This window comes from Microbacterium sp. NPDC056569 (assembly GCF_042793475.1).
Lineage (GTDB): Bacteria > Actinomycetota > Actinomycetes > Actinomycetales > Microbacteriaceae > Microbacterium.
Genome location: NZ_JBHTUV010000013.1, coordinates 50,345 through 69,091, shown reverse-complemented (window position 1 = coordinate 69,091; position 18,747 = coordinate 50,345). Strand labels below are relative to the sequence as shown.

Sequence of the window (18,747 nt, the reverse complement as noted above, 5' to 3'; positions counted from 1 at the left end):
CGGCCTGCCGGCGCCGCTGCGCCGATGCGCGGTCACACCCCGTGCGATTCCTGCCGATCCGTCGGAGCAGCGTGCATCGTGCATGCGGACGGCGACGCGAAACGACGGATGCCCCGGCACGATCGTGAAGATCGCGCCGGGGCATCCGTCTGCGAAGTGCGGCGACCTACTGGTCGGACTCCTTCTCGCGGTTGCGCGGAGCCTTGGTGCCGGGCTCGGGCTCGGGGACGATGACGTTGGAGGGGCGCACCGGCACCTCGCCATGCTTCCCGTCATCGATCGGCTTGTGCGGAGCGTCCGGCACGCCGGCGCGCTCGTGGGCAGCCTGGATCTCGAGATCCTCCTCGGCCGCGATGTGGTCGAGGTCGTGGTGCTGGTGCGCCAGCGCCGCGTCGAGCTCCGCTTGCGTGACCGGGGTGAGTCGATCCTCGAAGAACCAGCGCGAAACGGACGCGCGGAGGTTCTCGTGCCACGGGATCTGGCCCTTGGCGTTCGGACGCACCACGAGCGGCTCGTAGGTGTCGAAGTCGGCGAGCTTGAAGCGCTCGTAGTCGTCGACAGGCTGGTGCACCTCGATGTACTCGCCACCGGGGAGGCGGACGATGCGGCCCGACTCGTAGCCGTGCAGCGCGATCTCGCGGTCCTTCTTCTGCAGCGCGATGCAGATGCGCTTGGTGACGAAGTACGCGATCACCGGACCCAGGATCAGCAGCGCCTGGAGCGTGTGGATCACGCCCTCCATCGTCAGCCAGAAGTGGGTGGCGATGATGTCGGAGGCCGCCGCCGCCCAAAGGACCGCGTAGAACGTGACACCGGCGGCGCCGATGGCGGTGCGGGTGGCGGAGTTGCGCGGACGCTGGGCGATGTGGTGCTCACGCTTGTCGCCGGTGACCCACGCCTCGATGAACGGGTAGATCAGGACGAGGACGATGAACAGGCCGAGGACGACGAGCGGCACGATGATGTTGAACGACCACGTGCGGTCGAGGAACACGATCTCCCAGCCCGGCGGCACCAGACGCAGGGCGCCGTCCGCGAAGCCGATGTACCAGTCCGGCTGGGTGCCTGCGGACACGGGGGACGGGTCGTACGGGCCGTAGTTCCAGATCGGGTTGATCGTGAACAGGGACGCGATGAGGACGATCACGCCGAACGTGATGAACAGGAAGCCGCCCATCTTCGACATGTACACCGGCATCATCGGGTAGCCCACGACGACGCTGTTCGTGCGGCCGGCGCCGGCGAACTGGGTGTGCTTGTTGATCACCATCAGCATGAGGTGGACGACGAGCAGGCCGACGAGGATCGCGGGCAGCAGCAGGATGTGCAGCGTGTACAGACGGCCGACGATGGCGTCACCCGGGAACTGTCCGCCGAACAGGAGGAACGAGGTCCAGGTGCCGATGATCGGGATGCCCTTGACCATGCCGTCGATGATGCGGAGGCCGTTGCCCGACAGGACGTCGTCGGGGAGCGAGTAGCCCGTGAAGCCCTCGCCCATCGCGAGGATGAACAGGATGAAGCCGATCACCCAGTTGAGCTCGCGGGGCTTGCGGAACGCACCGGTGAAGAAGACGCGGAGCATGTGCACGCCGATGCCGGCGACGAACACGAGGGCGGCCCAGTGGTGCATCTGGCGGACGAGGAGACCGCCGCGCAGGTCGAACGAGATCTCGAGGGTCGACGCCATGGCGGCCGACATCTCGATGCCGCGCATCGGCAGGTAGGCCCCGTTGTAGTGCGTCTCGGTCATGGACGCCTGGAAGAAGAACGTCAGGAACGTGCCCGAGAGGAGCACGACGACGAACGCCCACAGGGCGATCTCGCCGAGCATGAACGACCAGTGGTCGGGGAAGATCTTGCGGCCGAGCTCCTTGACGAAGCCGGAGAGGCTCGTGCGCTCGTCGATGTAGTTCGCGGTCGCGCCGATGAAGCGACCGCCGAGCGGACGGTCGCCGTTCCGTGAGACGGGAGCCACAGGAGCCGCAGGCTGCTCAGTGACGGTTGAGGTGCTCAATGACGCTCCCAGAAGCTCGGGCCGACGGGTTCGAGGAAGTCGCTGCGGGCGATGAGATAGCCCTCGTCGTCGACGGTGATGGGCAGCTGCGGCAGCGGGCGCGCAGCCGGGCCGAAGATGACCTTCGCGTGGTCGGTGACGTCGAACTGCGACTGGTGGCACGGGCACAGCAGGTGGTGGGTCTGCTGCTCGTACAGCGCGACGGGGCAGCCGACGTGGGTGCACACCTTGGAGTACGCGACGATGCCGTTGTACGACCACTCCTTGCGCTCCTCCGATTCCGTCAGCTGCTCGGGCAGCATGCGGATGAGGAGGACGATCGCCTTGGCCTTCTCGTCGAGGTAGCCCTCGCTGTGCGAGACCTCGGCCAGTGCCTCGGGGATGACGTGGACGGCGGAGCCGAGGGTGAGGTCGGCGGCGCGGATGGGCTCGCCCGACGGGTCGTGCGCCAGGCGCATGCCCTCTTTCCACATCGTGTGCTCGAGCAGGTACACGGGGTCGCCCGCGTGCGGCTTCTCGGGCGAGTTGAACGGCGCGAGACCACGGAAGAGCACGACGCCCGGCACGACGGAGGCGACGAGTGCGGCGATGAGGGAGTTGCGCACCATCGCGCGGCGACCGAAGCCCGACTCGGCGTCGGCGTCGGCGAAGGCCTTGATGGCGGCTTCACGCGTCGTGTCGCGGCCACGCGTGGCATGGCGCGGCTCGACGAACTCCTTGTCGGACATGACGGCCTTGGACCAGTGGATCGCGCCCACGCCGATGGCCAGCAGCGCGAAGGCGATGCCGAGTCCGATGAACAGGTTGTTGTTGCGGATGTCGACGATCCGCCCGCTCTCGATCGGGAACAGCATGTATGCGGCGATGGCCCAGATGCTGCCGGCGATCGACAGGTAGAAGAGCGTGTAGATGCCCCGGACCGCGCGCTTCATCGAAGCGGGGTCCTTGTCGGTCATCCGCTCGCGGTGCGGGGGGAGGCCAGGGTTGTGCACCGGGTCGGTGACCGCGACAGCGAGCCCGGGGGAGGGCTTCCAGGAAGCCCTCTCGTGCTCTAGCGGGTCGTCCTCGTGGGCCATGCTGCTCCTCGTCAAGTCTTACGTGTGTCGTACGTCGATCAGTTGGACTTCGCCGTGATCCACACGGTGATGGCGATCAGCGAGCCGATGCCGAAGATCCAGATGAACAGGCCCTCGGAGACGGGGCCGAGCGAGCCGAGGGAGAATCCGCCCGCAGACTCGTTGTCCTGCAAATAGAGCAGGTAGGTGATGATGTCGCGCTTCTCTTCGGTGGTCAGCGTCATGTCGTTGAACACCGGCATGTTCTGCGGGCCCGTGACCATCGCCGCGTACATGTTGAGGGGGGTGGTGGTGTGCAGTGCGGGGGCGTACTTGCCCTCGGTGAGCGCACCGCCGGCGCCGGCGACGTTGTGGCACATGGCGCAGTTGATGCGGAAGAGCTCGCCGCCCTCGGAGGCGCTGCCGCCGCCGTCGAGCACCTCTTCGTCGGGGTAGGTCGGGCCGGGCGCGATCGACTGGACGTACTCGCCGATCGCGGCGATCTGCTCGTCCGTGAACTGCGCGGGCTTCTGCGGAGCCTGCGGGCCCTGCATCTGCAGCGGCATGCGGCCGGTGCTCATCTGGAAGTGCACCGCGAGCTCGCCGACGCCGTACAGCGACGGGCCGTCCTCGGTGCCCTGCACGTCGAGGCCGTGGCAGGTGGCGCAGTTGGCCTGGAACAGCTTCTTGCCGTCTTCGACGGTGAGCGCGGAGTTCTGGACGGTCTCGGGCGTCGTGGCCGCCATCGCGGCGGATGCGCCGGCGTAGACGCCGCCCGTGATGAGCAGGCCGATGCCGATCAGTGCGGCTGCCGCCCAGGGGCTGCGGCGTCCTTTGGAGCGGCGCGTGGTCTCTCGTGCCATTTCGGGGTTCAGCTCCGCTCTCACTTGAGGAAGTAGATGACGAGGAACAGGGCGATCCAGACGACGTCGACGAAGTGCCAGTAGTACGACACGACGATCGAGGAGGTCATCTCTTTGCGCCCGAAGTTCTTGACGGCGTACGCACGCCCGATGACGAGGAGGAAGGCGATGAGGCCGCCCGTCACGTGGAGGGCGTGGAACCCGGTGGTGAGGTAGAAGGCCGACGCGTACGAGTTCGCGCTGATCGGCATGCCCTCGGCGACGAGCTGGGCGTACTCCCACACCTGGCCCGAGACGAAGATCGCGCCGAGCGCGAACGTCAGCCAGAACCACTCGACCATGCCCCAGCCGAGCCAGCCGCGCTTCTTCGTCGAGTAGGGCTGGAAGCGCTCCGCGGCGAACACGCCCATCTGGCACGTGACCGACGACAGCACGAGGATGATCGTGTTGACGGTCGCGTACGGGATGTTCAGCAGCTGCGTCTCCTGCGCCCACAGATCGGGGGAGGTGCTTCGCAGGGTGAAGTAGATCGCGAACAGGCCCGCGAAGAACATCACCTCGCTGCCGAGCCACACGATGGTTCCGACAGCGACCGGATCCGGCCGCTTGACGGACCGCATGGCCTGGGAGTAGGTCGCTGTGGAGGTCGTCACGCTCCCCATTATGGCCGATCCGACGCCGCGGTTTTCGCATCGCCGGGCATGTTTTGGCGCGCTGCCGAACTTAGGGGAACCTAAGAGCAGCCTGCGACTCCGCCGTGAACACGTGGTGAAGACGCAGAATCGCCCGCCCGGGGACCCCGTGTCACGAAACGGTTCCGATTCCCGCGCCCGGCTAGGCTTCTCCGTTATGGCGGAGCTCTACACCTGGCCGGCAATCCTCACCACGCTGCTCGAGCGGCGCGACCTCAGCGTCTCGGAGTCGACGTGGGCGATGCGGCAGATCATGTCGGGCCGCGCCACCCCCTCGCAGCTGGCGGGATTCCTCGTCGCGCTGCGCGCCAAAGGGGAGACCGTCGACGAGATCGTCGGCTTCCGCGACGCGATCCTCGAGGCGGCCCTGCCGCTGCCCGTGGACGCGGCGGTCCTCGACATCGTGGGCACCGGCGGCGACCGCTTCGGCACCGTGAACGTCTCGACGATGTCGGCACTCGTGGCGGCAGCATCCGGGATCCCGGTCGTGAAGCACGGCAACAAGGCCGCGAGCTCCTCGTCGGGCTCGTCCGACGTGCTCGGCGCGCTCGGCGTCGACCTCACTCTGTCGCCGGACGCCGTGGCCGAGACGCTGTCGCGCACGGGCATCACGTTCGCGTTCGCGGCCGCCTTCCACCCCGGCTTCAAGCACGCCGGAGCGACGCGCAGCGAGCTGGGCGTGCCCACCGTCTTCAACTTCCTCGGGCCGCTGTGCAACCCGGCCCGCGCCGAGGCCAACGCGGTGGGCGTCGCCCACCTCGACCGGGTGCCGCTCATCACCGGCGTGTTCCGCACGCGCGGTGCGACGGCTCTGGTCTTCCGCGGCGACGACGGACTCGACGAGCTCACCACGACCGGCCACAGCCGGCTGTGGGAGGTCAGCCGCGGCGACATCCACGAGCACGACCTCGACCCGCGGGATCTCGGCATCCCGCTCGCCGACATCGACGACCTCCTGGGCGGCGACCCCGCCCACAACGCGGACGTGGTGCGCCGGGTGCTCGGCGGCGAGGAGGGCGCGGTGCGCGACATCGTTCTGCTCAACGCGGCCGCGGGCATCGTCGCGTACCGGCTGTTCCGCGACGCGAGCCAGGTGCAGCGGCCGATCCTCGAGCGCCTCGCGGAGGCGCGTGACGACGCCGCTGCCGCGATCGACAGCGGTGCCGCCTCGGCCACGCTGGACCGCTGGGTCGAGACCACGCGCGCACTCGCCTCTTGAACCGCGCCCCACGCCGGGTTTTGCACGGCGTGCGCTCTTCCGCCGCGCCGTCGCGCGCCGCTAGCGTGTGGCCCAACGACCCCGCATCCGAGGAGGACGCATGAGCGAGGAAGAGCCCCGCAGCACCACCGACGTGATCGAGCCCCCCGAGAAGAAGGTCGGCCTGGTGAAGGCGGTCGGCATCCTCGGGATCATCGGCGGCGTCCTGCTGATCGTCGTCGGCGTCATCGCATGGATCGGCGTGACCAACCAGCTCACGGCCGAGAACATCACCATCCCCGACGACGCCGCGGCGTTCCAGGGCCAGCAGGTCACCGGGCCCTTCACCGCCTACGTGCAGGCCGACATCATCAACCACCACGCGCTCGAGGCGTCGGGCGGCAAGACCTACGCGGAGCTGGATCAGGACGACCCGGTGCGGGCGACCGTCATGCAGGCGTCGTTCCTGCGCGCCTCGCTCTTCACCTCGATCGTCGCCTACGGCGTGGCGCTCTTCGCGGCAGGCATGGGCGTGCTGGCGATCCTGTTCGGCTGGGCGATCCACCGCCTGGCGAGCGTGCCGGTGGTGATCAGACGGTCCAACGTCTACTGATCCGCCGACTGTTCCCCACGTGAACCCTCACGACGCGCTCACCGAGATCGCCACGCTCCTGGAGCGTGAGCGCTCGTCCCGGTACAAGTCGAAGGCGTTCCGGGCAGCGGCCGACGCGATCGAGGGCCTGAGCAACGCAGAGCTGCGGGACACCGCGGCTCTGCGTCGCCGCAAGGGGATCGGCGACTCCACCCTCGCCGTGATCCAGCAGACGCTGGCGGGCGACGTGCCCGGCTACCTCGTCGACCTGCGCGAGCGGGCCGGAGTGCAGCGCACGTCGACGCTGCGGCCGCTGCTGCGCGGCGACCTCCATTCGCACAGCGACTGGTCGGACGGGCTCACCTCGATCGACCTCATGGTCGACGCGGCGCGGGCTCTCGGACACGAGTACCTCGCGCTCACCGACCATTCGCCGCGACTGCGGGTGGCGAACGGCCTCTCGCCGGAACGCCTCCGCTCCCAGCTCGAGGTCGTCGCCGGGATGAGCGGCGACGGGTTCACGCTGCTGTCGGGCATCGAGGTCGACATCCTCGAGGACGGCGCTCTGGATCAGGAGCCCGACCTCCTCGCCGAGCTCGACGTCGTGGTGGCGTCCGCGCACTCGAAGCTGCGCATGGAGCGGGGCCCGATGACCCGGCGACTGGTCGCCGCGGTGTCGAGCCCGCACATCGACGTGCTCGGGCATGTCACCGGCCGTCTCGTGGAGGGATCCCGCGGCACCCGGCCGCCGTCGACCTTCGACGCGCGCGCGGTGTTCGAGGCCTGCGAGGCCCACGGCGTCGCGGTCGAGATCAACTCCCGGCCCGAACGGCAGGACCCGCCCGACGAGCTGATGACGCTGGCGCTCGAGATCGGATGCCTCTTCTCGATCGATTCGGACGCTCATGCGCCGGGCCAGCTCTCGCTGCTCGACTACGGCGCCGAACGCGCCGAGCGCATCGGCGTGCCCGCCGAGCGCATCGTCACCACGTGGCCGCTGGAGAAGCTGCGCGCGTGGACCGGGCGCGACCGCGGCGCCTGAGTCCGCGTCGACGGGCCGGCGCCGCTGCCGCGTCGCCGGGCTACCGGGCGGCGTCGGCGCGCAGCACCTCCGGTGCCGCGCAGTGCGAGCAGCAGTGCCTGGCCACCGGATGCCTCCGCGACGACGTCGATGCCGGGTTCCGAGTCGAGCAGGGCACGGAAGCCGGCCCGCACCGGCACGCGCTGCCACAACGACAGGGCGATCGTGCCGGGCACCTGCACCAGGAGCGAGACGAACACCGGTACGAGCAGCACGACGGCGGCCGGTGGACGGAGGCGCGGGCCGAAATCGTCGGTGCCGGTGCCGGTGCCGGTGCCGGTGGCGCGCGGCCGGTGCGCGCCCGGATCGTCATGCACGGGCCCGGGCATGCGCACGATGGTACGCCGCGGCCCGCGGTGAGAATCTGACTGCGGGAGTGGTGGCGCCTACTCCCGGGGGAGCAGGCGGCGCATCGCCGAAGCGACGCCGCGCGAGGGATCAGACCGTGTCGAGCGCGTCGACGATGCGGTTCATCGACGCACCCAGCGCCCACTGCTCGGCGAGGGCCGCAGCATCCGTCTTCCGCTGCTCGGTGAGCGGCTGCAGGCGCGGGTCGGGCACCTCGAGGGGGAGGTCGCGGACCACGGCGACGACCTGCGGGGCGACCGCGAGATAGGGGAGGCCGGCGAGCACCTTGGAGCGGACGCCCGCCGACATGCCTTCGCCGGCCTCGGCGGCGGCGATGATCCCGGCGAGATCGCCGTGGGTCGCCAGCAGGCCGGCCGCCGTCTTCTCGCCGATGCCGGCGACGCCGGGGAGCCCGTCGGACGAGTCGCCGCGGAGGGTCGCGAAGTCCGCGTACTGCGACGGCAGCACGCCGTACTTCGCGACGACGGCGGCGTCGGTGAGCACCTCGAGGTTGCTCATGCCGCGCGCCGTGTAGACGACCCTGACGTCGCGCGCGTCGTCGACGAGCTGGAACAGGTCGCGGTCGCCGGTGACGATGTCGACCGGCATGGTCGCCGTCGTCGCGAGGGTGCCGATGACGTCGTCGGCCTCGTGGGCCGCGGCACCGACGATGCGGATGCCGAGGGCGTCGAGCACCTCGCGGATGACGGGAACCTGCACCTCGAGCGGATCGGGCACCACTTCGACGTCGGGTCCGCCGGCGACGACCTCGGCCACGCGATGTGTCTTGTACGTGGGGATGAGGTCGACGCGCCACTGCGGTCGCCAGTCGTCGTCCCAGCACGCGACGAGATGCGTGGGGCGGTACGTCGTCACGAGCCGCGTGATGATGTCGAGGAACCCGCGGACCGCGTTGACCGGCGTGCCGTCCGGCGCGCGGACCGTGTCGGGCACCCCGTAGAACGCGCGGAAGTAGAGGGACGCGGAGTCGAGGAGCATGAGGCGGTCGGTCACGGGGCCATCCTGGCATGCGCCGCCGACGCGCGATCCCGCCACCCGCCGTTCACCTTCCGGACCAGCCCCCGTCGCCCGGGCGGACCCATCGCGTTCACATCGGGCGCCCACCGTGGGGAGACAGCCGGATGCCCGATCGTCCGGGCACGCGAGAGGAGGCGCCGCATGAGTCGCGACGATGTGCTGGCGTGGGTCGAGTCGCCGCTGCAGCTCGTGGGCGCGGCGGAGTGGGCGGCCGCCCACCGCTCGACCGTGCCCGTCGCCGGCCGGCTGACGCCGCAGATCTCGGCCACCGCCGACGTGCTGCTGGCACGCGGCGCTCGCTTCGGCGCCCTCGAGCCGTACCTCGGCATCCCCTGGAATCTTCTCGCGCGCCACGGGCACTGGCTGGTCGGCGACGGCTTCTCGGGCCAGTTCCGGATGGCGGCCGCGGTGCTGCGCCCGCACCGCATCACCTTCCTCGACGACGGCGCCCACGCGATCGCTTACGCCGACACGCTGCTGGGCCGCCGCCCGTACGCCCGCCCGAACATCGACGAGCGCGGACTGACCACCGTCGTCGCCCCGTTCGCCGCTGAGCTCGTGCACCGTCGGGCGACGGCACGGCGGGCCGGGATGTTCACGGCGTTCGACCTGGGCGCCGACCGCGTCGACGCCCTCGCAGACCACGGTTTCGGCATCCGTCGTCACGACTTCTCGTGGACGCGCGCGACGGCGCCCGCGGCGCCCGAGCTCGGCCGCCGCGTCGTGCTCGGCAGCGCACTGCCCGTCGACGGACGCATGCTGCTGATCGACTACGTGCGATGGGTGCGGGATGCCGCGGCCGGGGGCGCGGTGTACCTCCCTCACCGCCGCGAGACGGGCGAGCAGCTCCACGCCGTCGCGACAGTTCCCGGTCTCCACATCCACCGGACCGGACTTCCGGTAGAGCTCGTGCTCGCCGGTGCACAGGCCGCGCTCGAGGTTCACACGCTGCCGTCGAGCACCACCACGACGCTCCCGCTCGTGCTCGCGGGCACGGGGGCGACCATGCACACCGGCCGCGTGCGGCGCTCGGCCCGGACGGCGGCGGCATGAGCGAGGTCGTGGCGATCATCCCGGCGCGCGGCGGCTCGAAGGGCGTCGCGCGCAAGAACCTGCAGCGCGTCGGGGGCGTGCCGCTCGTCGCGCGTGCCGTCGACGCGGCGCGACGCTGCCCGGCGATCGACCGCGTCGTCGTGACGACCGACGACGCCGACATCGCCGCCGTCGCGGCCGAGTGGGGCGCGGAGGTCGTGGAGCGCCCCGCCGACCTCTCGGGCGACGAGGCGACCAGCGAGAGCGCGCTGGTGCACGCCCTCGAGACCCTCGAGGCGCGCAAGGTCGACGTCGGTGTCCTCGCCTTCCTGCAGGCGACGTCGCCGTTCATCGACGTCGACGCCCTCACGGCGGCGGTGCAGCTCGTGCGCTCCCGGCGCCGCGACAGCGTCTTCTCGGCGGTGGAGACCTACGGGTTCCTGTGGGAGAAGGGCATCGGCAACGCGGCCGAGCCGGTCAATCACGAGATCGATGTGCGCCCGCGCCGCCAGGACCGCGAGCCGCACTATCTCGAGACCGGCGGTTTCTACGTCATGCGCGCAGCGGGCTTCCGGGCGGCGCACCACCGCTTCTTCGGCAGCGTCGGAATCGCCGAGGTCGCCCCGCGCACCGCGATCGAGATCGACACCGTCGAGGAGCTGGAGCTCGCGCGCACGCTCGCACCCCTCGTCGACCGCGACGCGTTCGGCGGCCGGACGAGGGCGATCCCGGTCGACGCGGTGGTGACCGACTTCGACGGCGTGCACACCGACGACACCGTGCGCGTCGACCAGAACGGCGTCGAATCCGTCACCGTGAGCCGGTCGGACGGCATGGGAGTGGGGATGCTGCGAGCCGCCGGCATCCCGTTCCTCATCCTCTCCACCGAGGCCAATCCGGTCGTCGCAGCCCGCGCCCGCAAGCTCCGCGTCGACGTGCGCCAGGCTGCCGCCGACAAGGCGGCGGTGCTGCGCGAGTGGGCCGAGGATCGGGGCATCGCGCTCTCGCGCATCGCGTACGTCGGCAACGACGTGAACGACCTCGGATGCCTCGAGCTCGTCGGCTGGCCCGTCGCCGTGCCCGACGCTCATCCCCTCGTCCTCTCCGCCGCGCGCGTCGTGCTCGATCGCCCCGGTGGCGGCGGCGCCGTGCGCGACCTCGCCGAGCGCGTGCTCAGCGGCCGGGCTGCCCCGGCCGTCGCGGCGGAGACATCCGCACACCCCACCGCACCACAGGAGGCCTCATGACCGTCACCATCGGATCCCGCGTCGTCGGGGGCGGACGCCCCGCGTACGTCATCGCCGAGATCGGACTGAACCACAACGGCGACGTCGACATCGCCAAGCGGCTGATCGACGTGGCCGCCGACGCGGGCGCGGACGCGGTCAAGTTCCAGAAGCGCACGCCCGAGATCGCCACGCCGGAGCACATGCGCGACATGCCGCGCGACACGCCGTGGGGACGCATGACGTACCTCGACTACCGTCGCCGTGTCGAGTTCGACCGCGAGCAGTACATCGAGATCTCCGACCACGCGCTGCTGCGCGGCCTCGAGTGGTTCGCGTCGCCGTGGGACGTGCCGAGCGTGGCCTTCCTCGAGGACCTGGGCGTCGTCGCGCACAAGGTGGCGTCGGCGTCGCTCACCGACGTCGAGCTGCTCCAGGCCCTGCGCGACACGGGCAAGCCGATCATCCTCTCCACCGGCATGTCGACGATCGAGCAGATCGACGCCGCGATCGACATCCTCGGCACCGACCGTCTCGTGCTGCTGCACGCGACGTCGACGTACCCGATGGAGCCCGACGAGGCCAACCTCCGCATGATCCCGGCGTTGCGCGACCGGTTCCCGGGCGTGCCGGTCGGATACTCGGGGCACGAGCGCGGCCTGCAGATCTCGCTCGCGGCCGTCGCGCTCGGCGCGGTCGCGGTGGAGCGCCACATCACTCTCGACCGCACGATGTGGGGTTCCGACCACGCCGCGTCGCTCGAGCCGGCGGGCCTGCAGCACCTGGTGCGCGACATCCGCGTCATCGAGGCCGCCCTCGGCGACGGAGTGAAGCGCGTGTACCCCGGCGAGCTCGCCCCCATGGCGAAGCTGCGTCGCGTTCCCGCGTGAGTCCCCGCACGACGCAGGCCGCGCGGCCACGGGTCGTCGCGATCGCCGACACCGACTCCTACGTGAAGTGGGCGGCCGCGCTCCTCGGCGGCGTGGGCGAGCGATGGGATGCCTCGCTCCTGGTGCTCGAGACGCCGCTCGTCGTCAGCGACGCCCAGCTCGCCTCCGCGCTGAGCGGAAGCGGGCTGGCGCGCGACCGCGTGGAGCGGATCGCGTACAGCCGGCTGGACGCCCGGCTCGCCGAGCTGCGCGCCGACGCGGTCGTGATCGGCGCCCGCGGACCGCTCGTGCGCGTGCTCGCGCGCGACCTGGCCGCCGCCCGTCCGCGGCCGGTCGTCGTCACCGGCCTCCCCGGCATCTCCATCCCGGCGACGCGCAAGGCCGTCGTGTACCGGCTCCAGTCCGACCTGTTCGTGGTGCACTCGCGCCGCGAGGTGCGCGAGTTCGGCGCGCTGTCGGTCCGCACCGGCTACGCGCACCGCTACGCCCTCGCGACGCTGCCGTTCGCCCGCGGCGCGGTCACCGCCGGCGGGGGCACCCGCCCCGAGGTCGACGGCACCGACCTCGTGTTCGCAGCACAGGCGAAGGTCCCGGCCGAGCGCGAGGACCGGCTGCGGATCGCGCGCATGCTCGTGCGCGCCGCCGAGGCGGATCCGTCGCGGCGCGTCGTGGTGAAGCTCCGTGCCGCGTCGGGCGAGCACCAGACGCACGTCGAGCTCGACGGGTACCCGGAGCTGCTCGCGTCGCTCGGCCCGCTGCCGGCGAATCTCGTCACCTCGACCCAGTCGATGGGCACCGCGTTGGACACCGCCGAGGGGCTCGTCACGGTGAGCTCCACGGCGGCCATCGAGGCGATCGCCCGCGGCATCCCCGTCATCGCACTCGACACGTTCGGCGTCTCGCCGCGTCTGATCAACGAGACGCTGGCCGACGCCGATCTGCTCGCGGGCGAGGACGACGTCGTGGCGCGCCGGTTCCGGCACCCCGATCCGGAATGGCTCGACGACAACTACTTCCACGCACCCGGCGCCGACGACTGGACCGCGCACGTCGACGCACTGATCGCCCAGCGGTCGGCGGGGCGGCTGCCGCCTCGTGCCGCGGTGGGGCGTCGCGGCGGCGCGGTGCGCGACGCGTGGCAGCGGAAGGTCGCCCTGGGGAGCAGCGACACGTCGGCCTCGGGTGCCGCGGCGTACGTCATCGGCGTGCCGCTGCGCTCCATGGTGCGGCTCGCGCAACGGGCACGCCGCTCGCTGGCCGGTGCGACTCAGCAGCCGGGGCCGGTCGGGTCCTCGGCGCAGGTGCGCTCGACGAGCGCCGTGCGCACCTCGACGACGCGCACGCCGTAGCCGGAGGCCTCGGCACGCACCACGCCGGGCACGGGACGCCAGATGCCGCTGCCGAAATTCACGGATGCTGCGTACTCGACCGTCAGCGACACGTCGTAGGTTCCGCGCTCCCGGTAGGTGTGGCTCGTCGCGGTCGGCGTGAACTGACCCTGGCCGAGGCTCGCCCACGACGCCCCGCCTGTGGCGGCGCGCGTCGTGGTGCCGTCGCCGTTGTCGAACACGAACGCGACCGGCATGAACCGGACGGTGAGGTCCCAGCCGAGCACGGTGCCGGGAATGAGCTGCTCGGACGCCGTGGCCAGCAGGTTCGTCGGCATGCCGACGACGCCGAAGCCGCGGGGCTCCCCGCCGAGCGTCGGCTGCACGGGCCGGAACGAGGCGAGGTCGGCGAGCGTGAGATCCGGCGGTCCGCCGATGCTGTACCCGCAGCGGCCGAGATCACCGCAGTCGTCGGGATCGGCGGGCGCGGTCGAGTCAGGCGCAGCGGGATTGCGGGAGTCAGGTTGTGAGGGTTTGTCGGTTGATTCTGCCGGCCGGGTTTCTTGCGCGCTCACGTCGACATGGGTCTCCTCGTTCGAAACCTCGCAGTTGCCTGCCCAACCGCCCGCGTCGCATTCCTCCGCGAAGCTCGCGGTACCGCCGGCCAGTGCAATTAGGAATCCGGCGCAGACGGCGCCCGCAACTACTGACTTGCGCATGTGAGACCGTCGTTGCGCCCATCGATTAACGCGATAGCGAGACCGGTGGTGGTGGATGACGGCTCAAATGTCACCCGCATTGACTGAATGTCACGTCGATCGTCGGCTACGACTGAAACACCCTGGGAGTCAACGAGCGTCACCTGCGAGACGTTCAGGCACACATCTAGAACAACCTCGTCGGACTCCGGCTGAAGGACGTTGGGTTCGAGGGCGGAAACTGTCGTTGGCCCCTCAACTATCCACCCGTCCGCGTGCATCTGCGTGAACGTCTTCCGTGCCCCAGCGTTCGCGTCCCCAGTCGTGAGCTCATACACAGCCTCGAACGTCTCCGGGTCGCTCAGATCCACCTGGTTCAGCGCATCGACGTACGCCCGGTACGTCTCCTCCGCCGCTGCGAAGGCCTCAGCCTCGCTCGAGAAGGCCGATGTCGGCGTGGGCTCCGGAGGCCCCGGTGTCGTGCACCCGGTGAGCCCGAGCGCCAGCAGAGCGCCGAGCGCCGCCGCTGTGACCCGAGTCCTCACGCCCCCAACGCTAGCCGCCGGCGTCGACGCCGGATGGAGTTATCCACAGCGTGCACGCGGAGAAGCCGGCGACCACGTCCGGGGGGTTCGTGGATCGCCGGCTCCGGGCGGGTCGGTGAGACCGCCCCTCGTGCCCTCCGGGTACCGGGCACGAGGGGTGGTCCCCGGCGACTCATCGCCTGCAGGGGTGTCGCGGAGGGGACCGGGATTCCCCTGCGCCGCGATGCCTTCAGGTTTCCAGGCCGACCTGGGAGATCCCTATCGCCTGGCCATACGAACGCCCGGCACTGGCCGTGCAGCCGCTGGGCTGTCATCATGACGCCATGCGCATCGCCGGACCGGTCGCCACGCTCGTGCTCGTCACCTCGCTCGCGACGCTCGCCGGCTGCGCGTCGCCGCAGCCGGTCATCGCCCCGGTCACCCGGGACGTCGGCGCCCTTCAGGGCGAGACCGTCGAGCTCGAGGTCGGCCAGGTGCTGAACATCGACACCGGCGATCTCGCCGTCGACAGCTACAGCGGCGTCGTCGCCGATCCGTCCGTCGCTCGGTTCACGGCGGGGCGCGAAGACGGCGGCGCGACGTACAACCCGGGCGTCGAAGGGCTCGCCGAGGGCACGACGGAGGTGGTCCTCTCGAACGAGGACGGCGGCATCCAGGACGTCACCTTCACCGTGGAGGTCTCGGGCTGACACGGCACGGCTGCGGCCTGGATGCGGCATCCGGGCGTAGTCTCATGCGATGACCTCCGCCGCGAGCCGGATCGAGCTGCGGGCGCTCCTCGACGAGCTGCACGATGCGGCCACCGCGCGCATCGCGGCCATCGACGAGACCCTCGACGAGCTGCGCGCGGACCGCGGCTCCGACGTGGCCGACGACGAGCACGACCCCGAGGGCGTGACGCTGTCGGGGGAGTGGTCGCGCGCGGTGGCGATCGAGGAGGCCGCACGTCGCGAGATCGCCGAGATCGACGTGGCGGTCAAGCGCTGGGAGGACGGCACCTACGGGGTCTGCGTCGACTGCGGCCGCAGCATCCCGATCGCGCGTCTTCGTGCGCGGCCCTTCGCGACCCGCTGCGTGTCGTGCGCCGAGAAGGCCGGCGCCTGACGTGTCGTTCGGCGCCGCGGCATCCCGGGCCGCACGCGACGGCTTCCCGCGCGTCGGCGACGGGGATCCCTGCCCGTGCGGCAGCGGCGATCGCTTCGACGGATGCTGCGCCCCCGCGCTACGCGGGACGCCGGCGCCGACCGTGGAGCGCCTCATGCGCTCGCGCTACACGGCCTTCGTCGTCGGCGACGCGGACTACCTCGATGAGACCTGGCACCCGGGCACGCGTCCCGACGAGCTGACCCTCGACCCGGATCAGCGATGGACCGGTCTCGAGATCGTCGAAGCCGAGGCAGGAGGCGAGGACGACACGCGCGGCTTCGTCGAGTTCCGCGCGGCGTGGTCACACGGCGCCGAGCGAGGCGTTCTGCACGAGCGCAGCCGCTTCGTGCGGCAGAGCGGGCGCTGGTGGTACGTCGACGGACGGATCGATCCGGACTGACCGGCCCGCGGGCCTCCGGCCGCCGATAGCGTGGCAGGCATGACCACTCAGGCAGAGAAAGCCCAGACGCTCGCCCGACTGCACGCCGCGCCCGAGATCCTCCGCGTGGTGAACGTGTGGGACGCCGTGTCGGCGCGCACGATCGCCGCCCTCCCCGAGACGCGCGCCATCGCGACGGCGGGCCACTCCATCGCCGCGACCTTCGGCTACCCCGACGGCCAGATCCCGCTCGAGACCACGCTCGACATGATCGGCCGGATCGTCGAGGCCGCCGGCGACCTGCCGGTGAGCACCGACCTCGACGACGGGTACGGCGACCCGGGCGAGACGGTGCGCCGGGTGATCGGGAAGGGCGCCGTCGGCGCGAACGTCGAGGATCGCCTCCGGCCGCTCGACGAGGCGGTCGCAACGGTCGAGGCGATCGTGGCGGCCGGTGCCGCCGAAGGTGTGCCCTTCGTCCTCAACGCGCGCACCGACGCGTTCGTGCGCGCGGGCAAGCGCCCGGTCGAGGAGTCGATCGCCGACGCCGTCGAGCGCGGGCGCGCCTACCTCGCCGCCGGCGCCGACCTCGTGTTCGTCCCCGGCATCCTGAACGCCGACGTCACGCGGAAGCTCGTCGAGGGCATCGGCGAGCGCAAGGTCAGTGTCATCGGCCTGCCCGGCGCCCTGTCGGCGGGCGAGTACGAGGCGCTCGGCGTCGCCCGCATCTCGTACGGGCCCATGACGCAGCGCGTCGCGCTCACCGCTCTGCAGGATGCCGCCGCCGACCTGTATGCGGAAGGCGTCATCCCCGCCGCGACGCGCGCGCTCAACTGACGCACCCGTCCTCCGATCGGCCCGCGGGAATCCCCGCGGGCCGATCGTCGTTGTGCCGGGCATGGAGCCCGCACCCGTCGACGTCATCGTGGTCGGTGCGGGGCAGGCGGGCCTCTCGGCTGCGTACCACCTCCAGCGGCGCGGATTCGTCGCAATGGGCCGCGCGACCGGCGCCGACCGGACGTTCGTGGTCGTCGACGCGAATCCCGAGCCCGGCGGAGCGTGGCAGCATCGCTGGGCGTCGTTGCGCATGGCGACGGTGAACGGGATCCACGAGCTACCCGGGTTCGCGGTGCCTCCGGCCGATCCGGGCGCGGCGAGCCGCGACATCCTTCCCGCCTACTTCGCCGAGTACGAGGAGCGCTTCGCACTCGACGTGCTCCGGCCCGTGCAGGTGAAGGCGGTGCGCCGCGCCGACGACGAACCGAGCGGGCGGCTGCTGGTCGAGACCGACCGCGGCACATGGGCCGCGCGATTCGTGATCAACGCCACGGGCACGTGGACGCGCCCGTTCTGGCCGCGCTACCCGGGGCAGGACCGCTTCCGCGGGCGGCAGCTGCACGTCGGCGACTACGTCTCGGCCGAGGAGTTCCGCGGCCGGCGCGTCGTGATCGTCGGTGCCGGGGTTTCCGCGGTGCAGCTGCTCGACGAGATCTCGCACGTCGCCGACACGCTCTGGGTGACGCGGCGCGAGCCCGAGTGGGTGGAGGAGGACTTCGACATCCCGGCACGCGTGGCTGCGATCGCCGGTGTCGAGGACCGGGTGCGTCGCGGCCTTCCGCCCGGGAGCGTGATCTCGGTGACCGGCATGCACTGGACGCCCTGGGCTCGTGCGGCCGACGCACGCGGCGTGCTGGTGCGGCACCCCATGTTCGCCTCGATCGAGGAGGACGGCGTGCGCATGGCCGACGGGTCGTTCGAGCAGGCCGACGTCATCCTGTGGGCGACGGGGTTCCGGCCCGCGCTCGATCACCTCGCTCCGCTCCGCCTTCGCACCCCCGAGGGTGGATTCCGTGTCGAGAACGGGCGCTCGATCGACGAGCCGCGGCTGTTCCTCATCGGCTACGGCCCGTCGCAGTCGACCGTGGGCGCCAACCGCGCGGGCCGCGAGGCTGTCCGCGCGATCGTCGCCGACCCCGTCGCGCTCGCCGCCTGACGATTCAGGAGGGCGCGAGCGCGACGAGCAGCAGGTCGAGCGCGGCGTGCGCCGCCCGGCGCGCCTGCGCATCGCCCGGGCGGTCCGCGAGCCAGAGCGCCGCCTCGTTCATCGCTCCGCTGAGCTGCTGCGCGAGCGCCTCGACGAGGCCCTCCGGGAAGGCCCCGAGTGCCTCGACAGCCTCGCGCAGCTCCCTGCCCGAGGCGGCCGCGTCGAGCTCCCGCCACCGGCTCCAGCCGAGCGCGGCGGGCGCGTCGACCAGCAGGATGCGGGCGGCGCGGTCGTCCGTGATCGCGTCGAGGAACGCGTGGCTTCCGGCGCGCAGCTGGGCCGCAGCATCCGTCTCCTTCTCCGCCTCGGCGACCACGCGCGCCGCGACCTCCGCCTGCAGCTGCTCTGCGACCGCGACGAACAGGCCGAGCTTGCCGTCGTAGTGGTGGTAGACGGCGCCGCGGGTGACCCCCGCACGGCGCGCGATGTCGTCGACGGATGCTGCGGCGAATCCGTCCGCGGCGAATCGGTCGCGCGCCGCCTCGAGCACGCGACGGGCGGTCTCGGCGGCGGCGGCGGCGCTGGCTCTCGGCATGAGGGTTCCTTTACGTACGCGATGTATGTATCGTGGTTTA

At 71.2% G+C, this 18,747-nt stretch carries 21 protein-coding genes; 12 read left to right on the top strand and 9 right to left on the bottom strand.

What is annotated here, in order from left to right:
- Window positions 1–166: 166 nt before the first annotated feature.
- The 4 genes from ACFQ7C_RS15620 to ACFQ7C_RS15605 are packed head-to-tail and all read right to left on the bottom strand — an operon-like array spanning window position 167 to window position 4,597.
- Window positions 167–1,978: a cytochrome bc complex cytochrome b subunit gene (locus ACFQ7C_RS15620; protein WP_378903084.1), complete on the bottom strand. Its 1,812-nt coding sequence runs from the start codon at window positions 1,976–1,978 to the stop codon at window positions 167–169.
- Window positions 1,979–2,013: 35 nt separating this feature from the next.
- Window positions 2,014–3,093 (bottom strand): Rieske 2Fe-2S domain-containing protein, encoded by a 1,080-nt coding sequence (locus ACFQ7C_RS15615; RefSeq protein ID WP_378903081.1) that lies wholly within the window; start codon window positions 3,091–3,093, stop codon window positions 2,014–2,016.
- A gap of 38 nt (window positions 3,094–3,131) precedes the next feature.
- Complete coding sequence (locus tag ACFQ7C_RS15610; RefSeq protein WP_378903078.1) at window positions 3,132–3,935, bottom strand: c-type cytochrome; 804 nt, start codon at window positions 3,933–3,935, stop codon at window positions 3,132–3,134.
- A gap of 20 nt (window positions 3,936–3,955) precedes the next feature.
- A complete protein-coding gene (locus ACFQ7C_RS15605) occupies window positions 3,956–4,597 on the bottom strand; it encodes a heme-copper oxidase subunit III (RefSeq protein WP_378903075.1) in 642 nt (213 codons plus the stop codon).
- Window positions 4,598–4,784: 187 nt separating this feature from the next.
- Between ACFQ7C_RS15605 and trpD the strand changes: the two genes are divergently transcribed.
- The 3 genes from trpD to ACFQ7C_RS15590 all read left to right on the top strand — a co-directional run bounded on the left by trpD (window position 4,785) and on the right by ACFQ7C_RS15590 (window position 7,459).
- Window positions 4,785–5,846 (top strand): anthranilate phosphoribosyltransferase, encoded by a 1,062-nt coding sequence (gene trpD, locus ACFQ7C_RS15600; protein WP_378903072.1) that lies wholly within the window; start codon window positions 4,785–4,787, stop codon window positions 5,844–5,846.
- A gap of 100 nt (window positions 5,847–5,946) precedes the next feature.
- Window positions 5,947–6,438, top strand: coding sequence for an aromatic ring-opening dioxygenase LigA (locus tag ACFQ7C_RS15595; RefSeq protein WP_378903069.1), 492 nt, complete (start codon window positions 5,947–5,949; stop codon window positions 6,436–6,438).
- A gap of 19 nt (window positions 6,439–6,457) precedes the next feature.
- The gene (locus tag ACFQ7C_RS15590) at window positions 6,458–7,459 is read left to right on the top strand and encodes a PHP domain-containing protein (RefSeq protein ID WP_378903067.1); all 1,002 of its coding nucleotides are present in this window, start codon (window positions 6,458–6,460) and stop codon (window positions 7,457–7,459) included.
- Here the strand turns inward: ACFQ7C_RS15590 and ACFQ7C_RS15585 are convergent.
- Together ACFQ7C_RS15585 and ACFQ7C_RS15580 are read right to left on the bottom strand one after the other, a co-directional pair.
- Entirely contained in the window at window positions 7,351–7,827 is a 477-nt protein-coding gene (locus tag ACFQ7C_RS15585) for a hypothetical protein (RefSeq protein WP_378903064.1), read from the bottom strand. The genes ACFQ7C_RS15590 and ACFQ7C_RS15585 overlap by 109 nt on opposite strands.
- Window positions 7,828–7,936: 109 nt before the next feature.
- Window positions 7,937–8,860 (bottom strand): 5'-3' exonuclease H3TH domain-containing protein, encoded by a 924-nt coding sequence (locus ACFQ7C_RS15580; protein WP_378903061.1) that lies wholly within the window; start codon window positions 8,858–8,860, stop codon window positions 7,937–7,939.
- Between the two features lie 165 nt (window positions 8,861–9,025).
- On the opposite strand from ACFQ7C_RS15580, the gene ACFQ7C_RS15575 reads away from it, so the two are divergent.
- The 4 genes from ACFQ7C_RS15575 to ACFQ7C_RS15560 are packed head-to-tail and all read left to right on the top strand — an operon-like array spanning window position 9,026 to window position 13,381.
- Window positions 9,026–9,937, top strand: coding sequence for a hypothetical protein (locus tag ACFQ7C_RS15575; RefSeq protein ID WP_378903058.1), 912 nt, complete (start codon window positions 9,026–9,028; stop codon window positions 9,935–9,937).
- The gene (locus ACFQ7C_RS15570) at window positions 9,934–11,163 is read left to right on the top strand and encodes a cytidylyltransferase domain-containing protein (protein WP_378903055.1); all 1,230 of its coding nucleotides are present in this window, start codon (window positions 9,934–9,936) and stop codon (window positions 11,161–11,163) included. The genes ACFQ7C_RS15575 and ACFQ7C_RS15570 overlap by 4 nt, the downstream gene beginning before the upstream one ends.
- Window positions 11,160–12,032 carry an N-acetylneuraminate synthase family protein gene (locus ACFQ7C_RS15565; RefSeq protein ID WP_378903053.1) on the top strand — a complete coding sequence of 291 codons (873 nt, stop codon included), beginning with the start codon at window positions 11,160–11,162 and terminating at the stop codon, window positions 12,030–12,032. The genes ACFQ7C_RS15570 and ACFQ7C_RS15565 overlap by 4 nt, the downstream gene beginning before the upstream one ends.
- Window positions 12,029–13,381, top strand: a complete 1,353-nt coding sequence (locus ACFQ7C_RS15560) for a DUF6716 putative glycosyltransferase (protein WP_378903050.1) — start codon at window positions 12,029–12,031, stop codon at window positions 13,379–13,381. The genes ACFQ7C_RS15565 and ACFQ7C_RS15560 overlap by 4 nt, the downstream gene beginning before the upstream one ends.
- Here ACFQ7C_RS15560 and ACFQ7C_RS15555 read toward each other — a convergent pair.
- Together ACFQ7C_RS15555 and ACFQ7C_RS15550 are read right to left on the bottom strand one after the other, a co-directional pair.
- Window positions 13,300–13,935, bottom strand: a complete 636-nt coding sequence (locus tag ACFQ7C_RS15555) for a hypothetical protein (RefSeq protein WP_378903047.1) — start codon at window positions 13,933–13,935, stop codon at window positions 13,300–13,302. The genes ACFQ7C_RS15560 and ACFQ7C_RS15555 overlap by 82 nt on opposite strands.
- 128 nt (window positions 13,936–14,063) lie before the next feature.
- Window positions 14,064–14,603: a hypothetical protein gene (locus ACFQ7C_RS15550; protein ID WP_378903044.1), complete on the bottom strand. Its 540-nt coding sequence runs from the start codon at window positions 14,601–14,603 to the stop codon at window positions 14,064–14,066.
- 323 nt (window positions 14,604–14,926) lie between these two features.
- On the opposite strand from ACFQ7C_RS15550, the gene ACFQ7C_RS15545 reads away from it, so the two are divergent.
- The 5 genes from ACFQ7C_RS15545 to ACFQ7C_RS15525 all read left to right on the top strand — a co-directional run bounded on the left by ACFQ7C_RS15545 (window position 14,927) and on the right by ACFQ7C_RS15525 (window position 18,121).
- Window positions 14,927–15,292, top strand: a complete 366-nt coding sequence (locus ACFQ7C_RS15545; protein ID WP_378903041.1) for a hypothetical protein — start codon at window positions 14,927–14,929, stop codon at window positions 15,290–15,292.
- 49 nt (window positions 15,293–15,341) lie between these two features.
- Entirely contained in the window at window positions 15,342–15,707 is a 366-nt protein-coding gene (locus ACFQ7C_RS15540) for a TraR/DksA family transcriptional regulator (protein ID WP_378903038.1), read from the top strand.
- Window positions 15,652–16,149 carry a YchJ family metal-binding protein gene (locus ACFQ7C_RS15535; protein ID WP_378903035.1) on the top strand — a complete coding sequence of 166 codons (498 nt, stop codon included), beginning with the start codon at window positions 15,652–15,654 and terminating at the stop codon, window positions 16,147–16,149. The genes ACFQ7C_RS15540 and ACFQ7C_RS15535 overlap by 56 nt, the downstream gene beginning before the upstream one ends.
- Before the next feature lie 39 nt (window positions 16,150–16,188).
- Window positions 16,189–16,965, top strand: coding sequence for an isocitrate lyase/phosphoenolpyruvate mutase family protein (locus ACFQ7C_RS15530; protein ID WP_378903031.1), 777 nt, complete (start codon window positions 16,189–16,191; stop codon window positions 16,963–16,965).
- A 61-nt stretch (window positions 16,966–17,026) separates the two neighbouring features.
- Window positions 17,027–18,121, top strand: coding sequence for an NAD(P)-binding domain-containing protein (locus tag ACFQ7C_RS15525; protein ID WP_378903028.1), 1,095 nt, complete (start codon window positions 17,027–17,029; stop codon window positions 18,119–18,121).
- A gap of 4 nt (window positions 18,122–18,125) precedes the next feature.
- Here ACFQ7C_RS15525 and ACFQ7C_RS15520 read toward each other — a convergent pair whose 3' ends face one another.
- Window positions 18,126–18,707 carry a TetR/AcrR family transcriptional regulator gene (locus ACFQ7C_RS15520; RefSeq protein ID WP_378903025.1) on the bottom strand — a complete coding sequence of 194 codons (582 nt, stop codon included), beginning with the start codon at window positions 18,705–18,707 and terminating at the stop codon, window positions 18,126–18,128.
- Window positions 18,708–18,747 lie beyond the last annotated feature (40 nt).

Coding starts and splice junctions, on each gene's coding strand:
- ACFQ7C_RS15615 (WP_378903081.1), bottom strand. CDS start 3,093: ATGGCCCACGAGGACGACCCGCTAGAGCACGAGAGGGCTTCCTGGAAG.
- ACFQ7C_RS15610 (WP_378903078.1), bottom strand. CDS start 3,935: ATGGCACGAGAGACCACGCGCCGCTCCAAAGGACGCCGCAGCCCCTGG.
- ACFQ7C_RS15605 (WP_378903075.1), bottom strand. CDS start 4,597: ATGGGGAGCGTGACGACCTCCACAGCGACCTACTCCCAGGCCATGCGG.
- trpD (WP_378903072.1), top strand. CDS start 4,785: ATGGCGGAGCTCTACACCTGGCCGGCAATCCTCACCACGCTGCTCGAG.
- ACFQ7C_RS15595 (WP_378903069.1), top strand. CDS start 5,947: ATGAGCGAGGAAGAGCCCCGCAGCACCACCGACGTGATCGAGCCCCCC.
- ACFQ7C_RS15585 (WP_378903064.1), bottom strand. CDS start 7,827: ATGCCCGGGCCCGTGCATGACGATCCGGGCGCGCACCGGCCGCGCGCC.
- ACFQ7C_RS15575 (WP_378903058.1), top strand. CDS start 9,026: ATGAGTCGCGACGATGTGCTGGCGTGGGTCGAGTCGCCGCTGCAGCTC.
- ACFQ7C_RS15570 (WP_378903055.1), top strand. CDS start 9,934: ATGAGCGAGGTCGTGGCGATCATCCCGGCGCGCGGCGGCTCGAAGGGC.
- ACFQ7C_RS15565 (WP_378903053.1), top strand. CDS start 11,160: ATGACCGTCACCATCGGATCCCGCGTCGTCGGGGGCGGACGCCCCGCG.
- ACFQ7C_RS15545 (WP_378903041.1), top strand. CDS start 14,927: ATGCGCATCGCCGGACCGGTCGCCACGCTCGTGCTCGTCACCTCGCTC.
- ACFQ7C_RS15540 (WP_378903038.1), top strand. CDS start 15,342: ATGACCTCCGCCGCGAGCCGGATCGAGCTGCGGGCGCTCCTCGACGAG.
- ACFQ7C_RS15530 (WP_378903031.1), top strand. CDS start 16,189: ATGACCACTCAGGCAGAGAAAGCCCAGACGCTCGCCCGACTGCACGCC.
- ACFQ7C_RS15525 (WP_378903028.1), top strand. CDS start 17,027: ATGGAGCCCGCACCCGTCGACGTCATCGTGGTCGGTGCGGGGCAGGCG.
- ACFQ7C_RS15520 (WP_378903025.1), bottom strand. CDS start 18,707: ATGCCGAGAGCCAGCGCCGCCGCCGCCGCCGAGACCGCCCGTCGCGTG.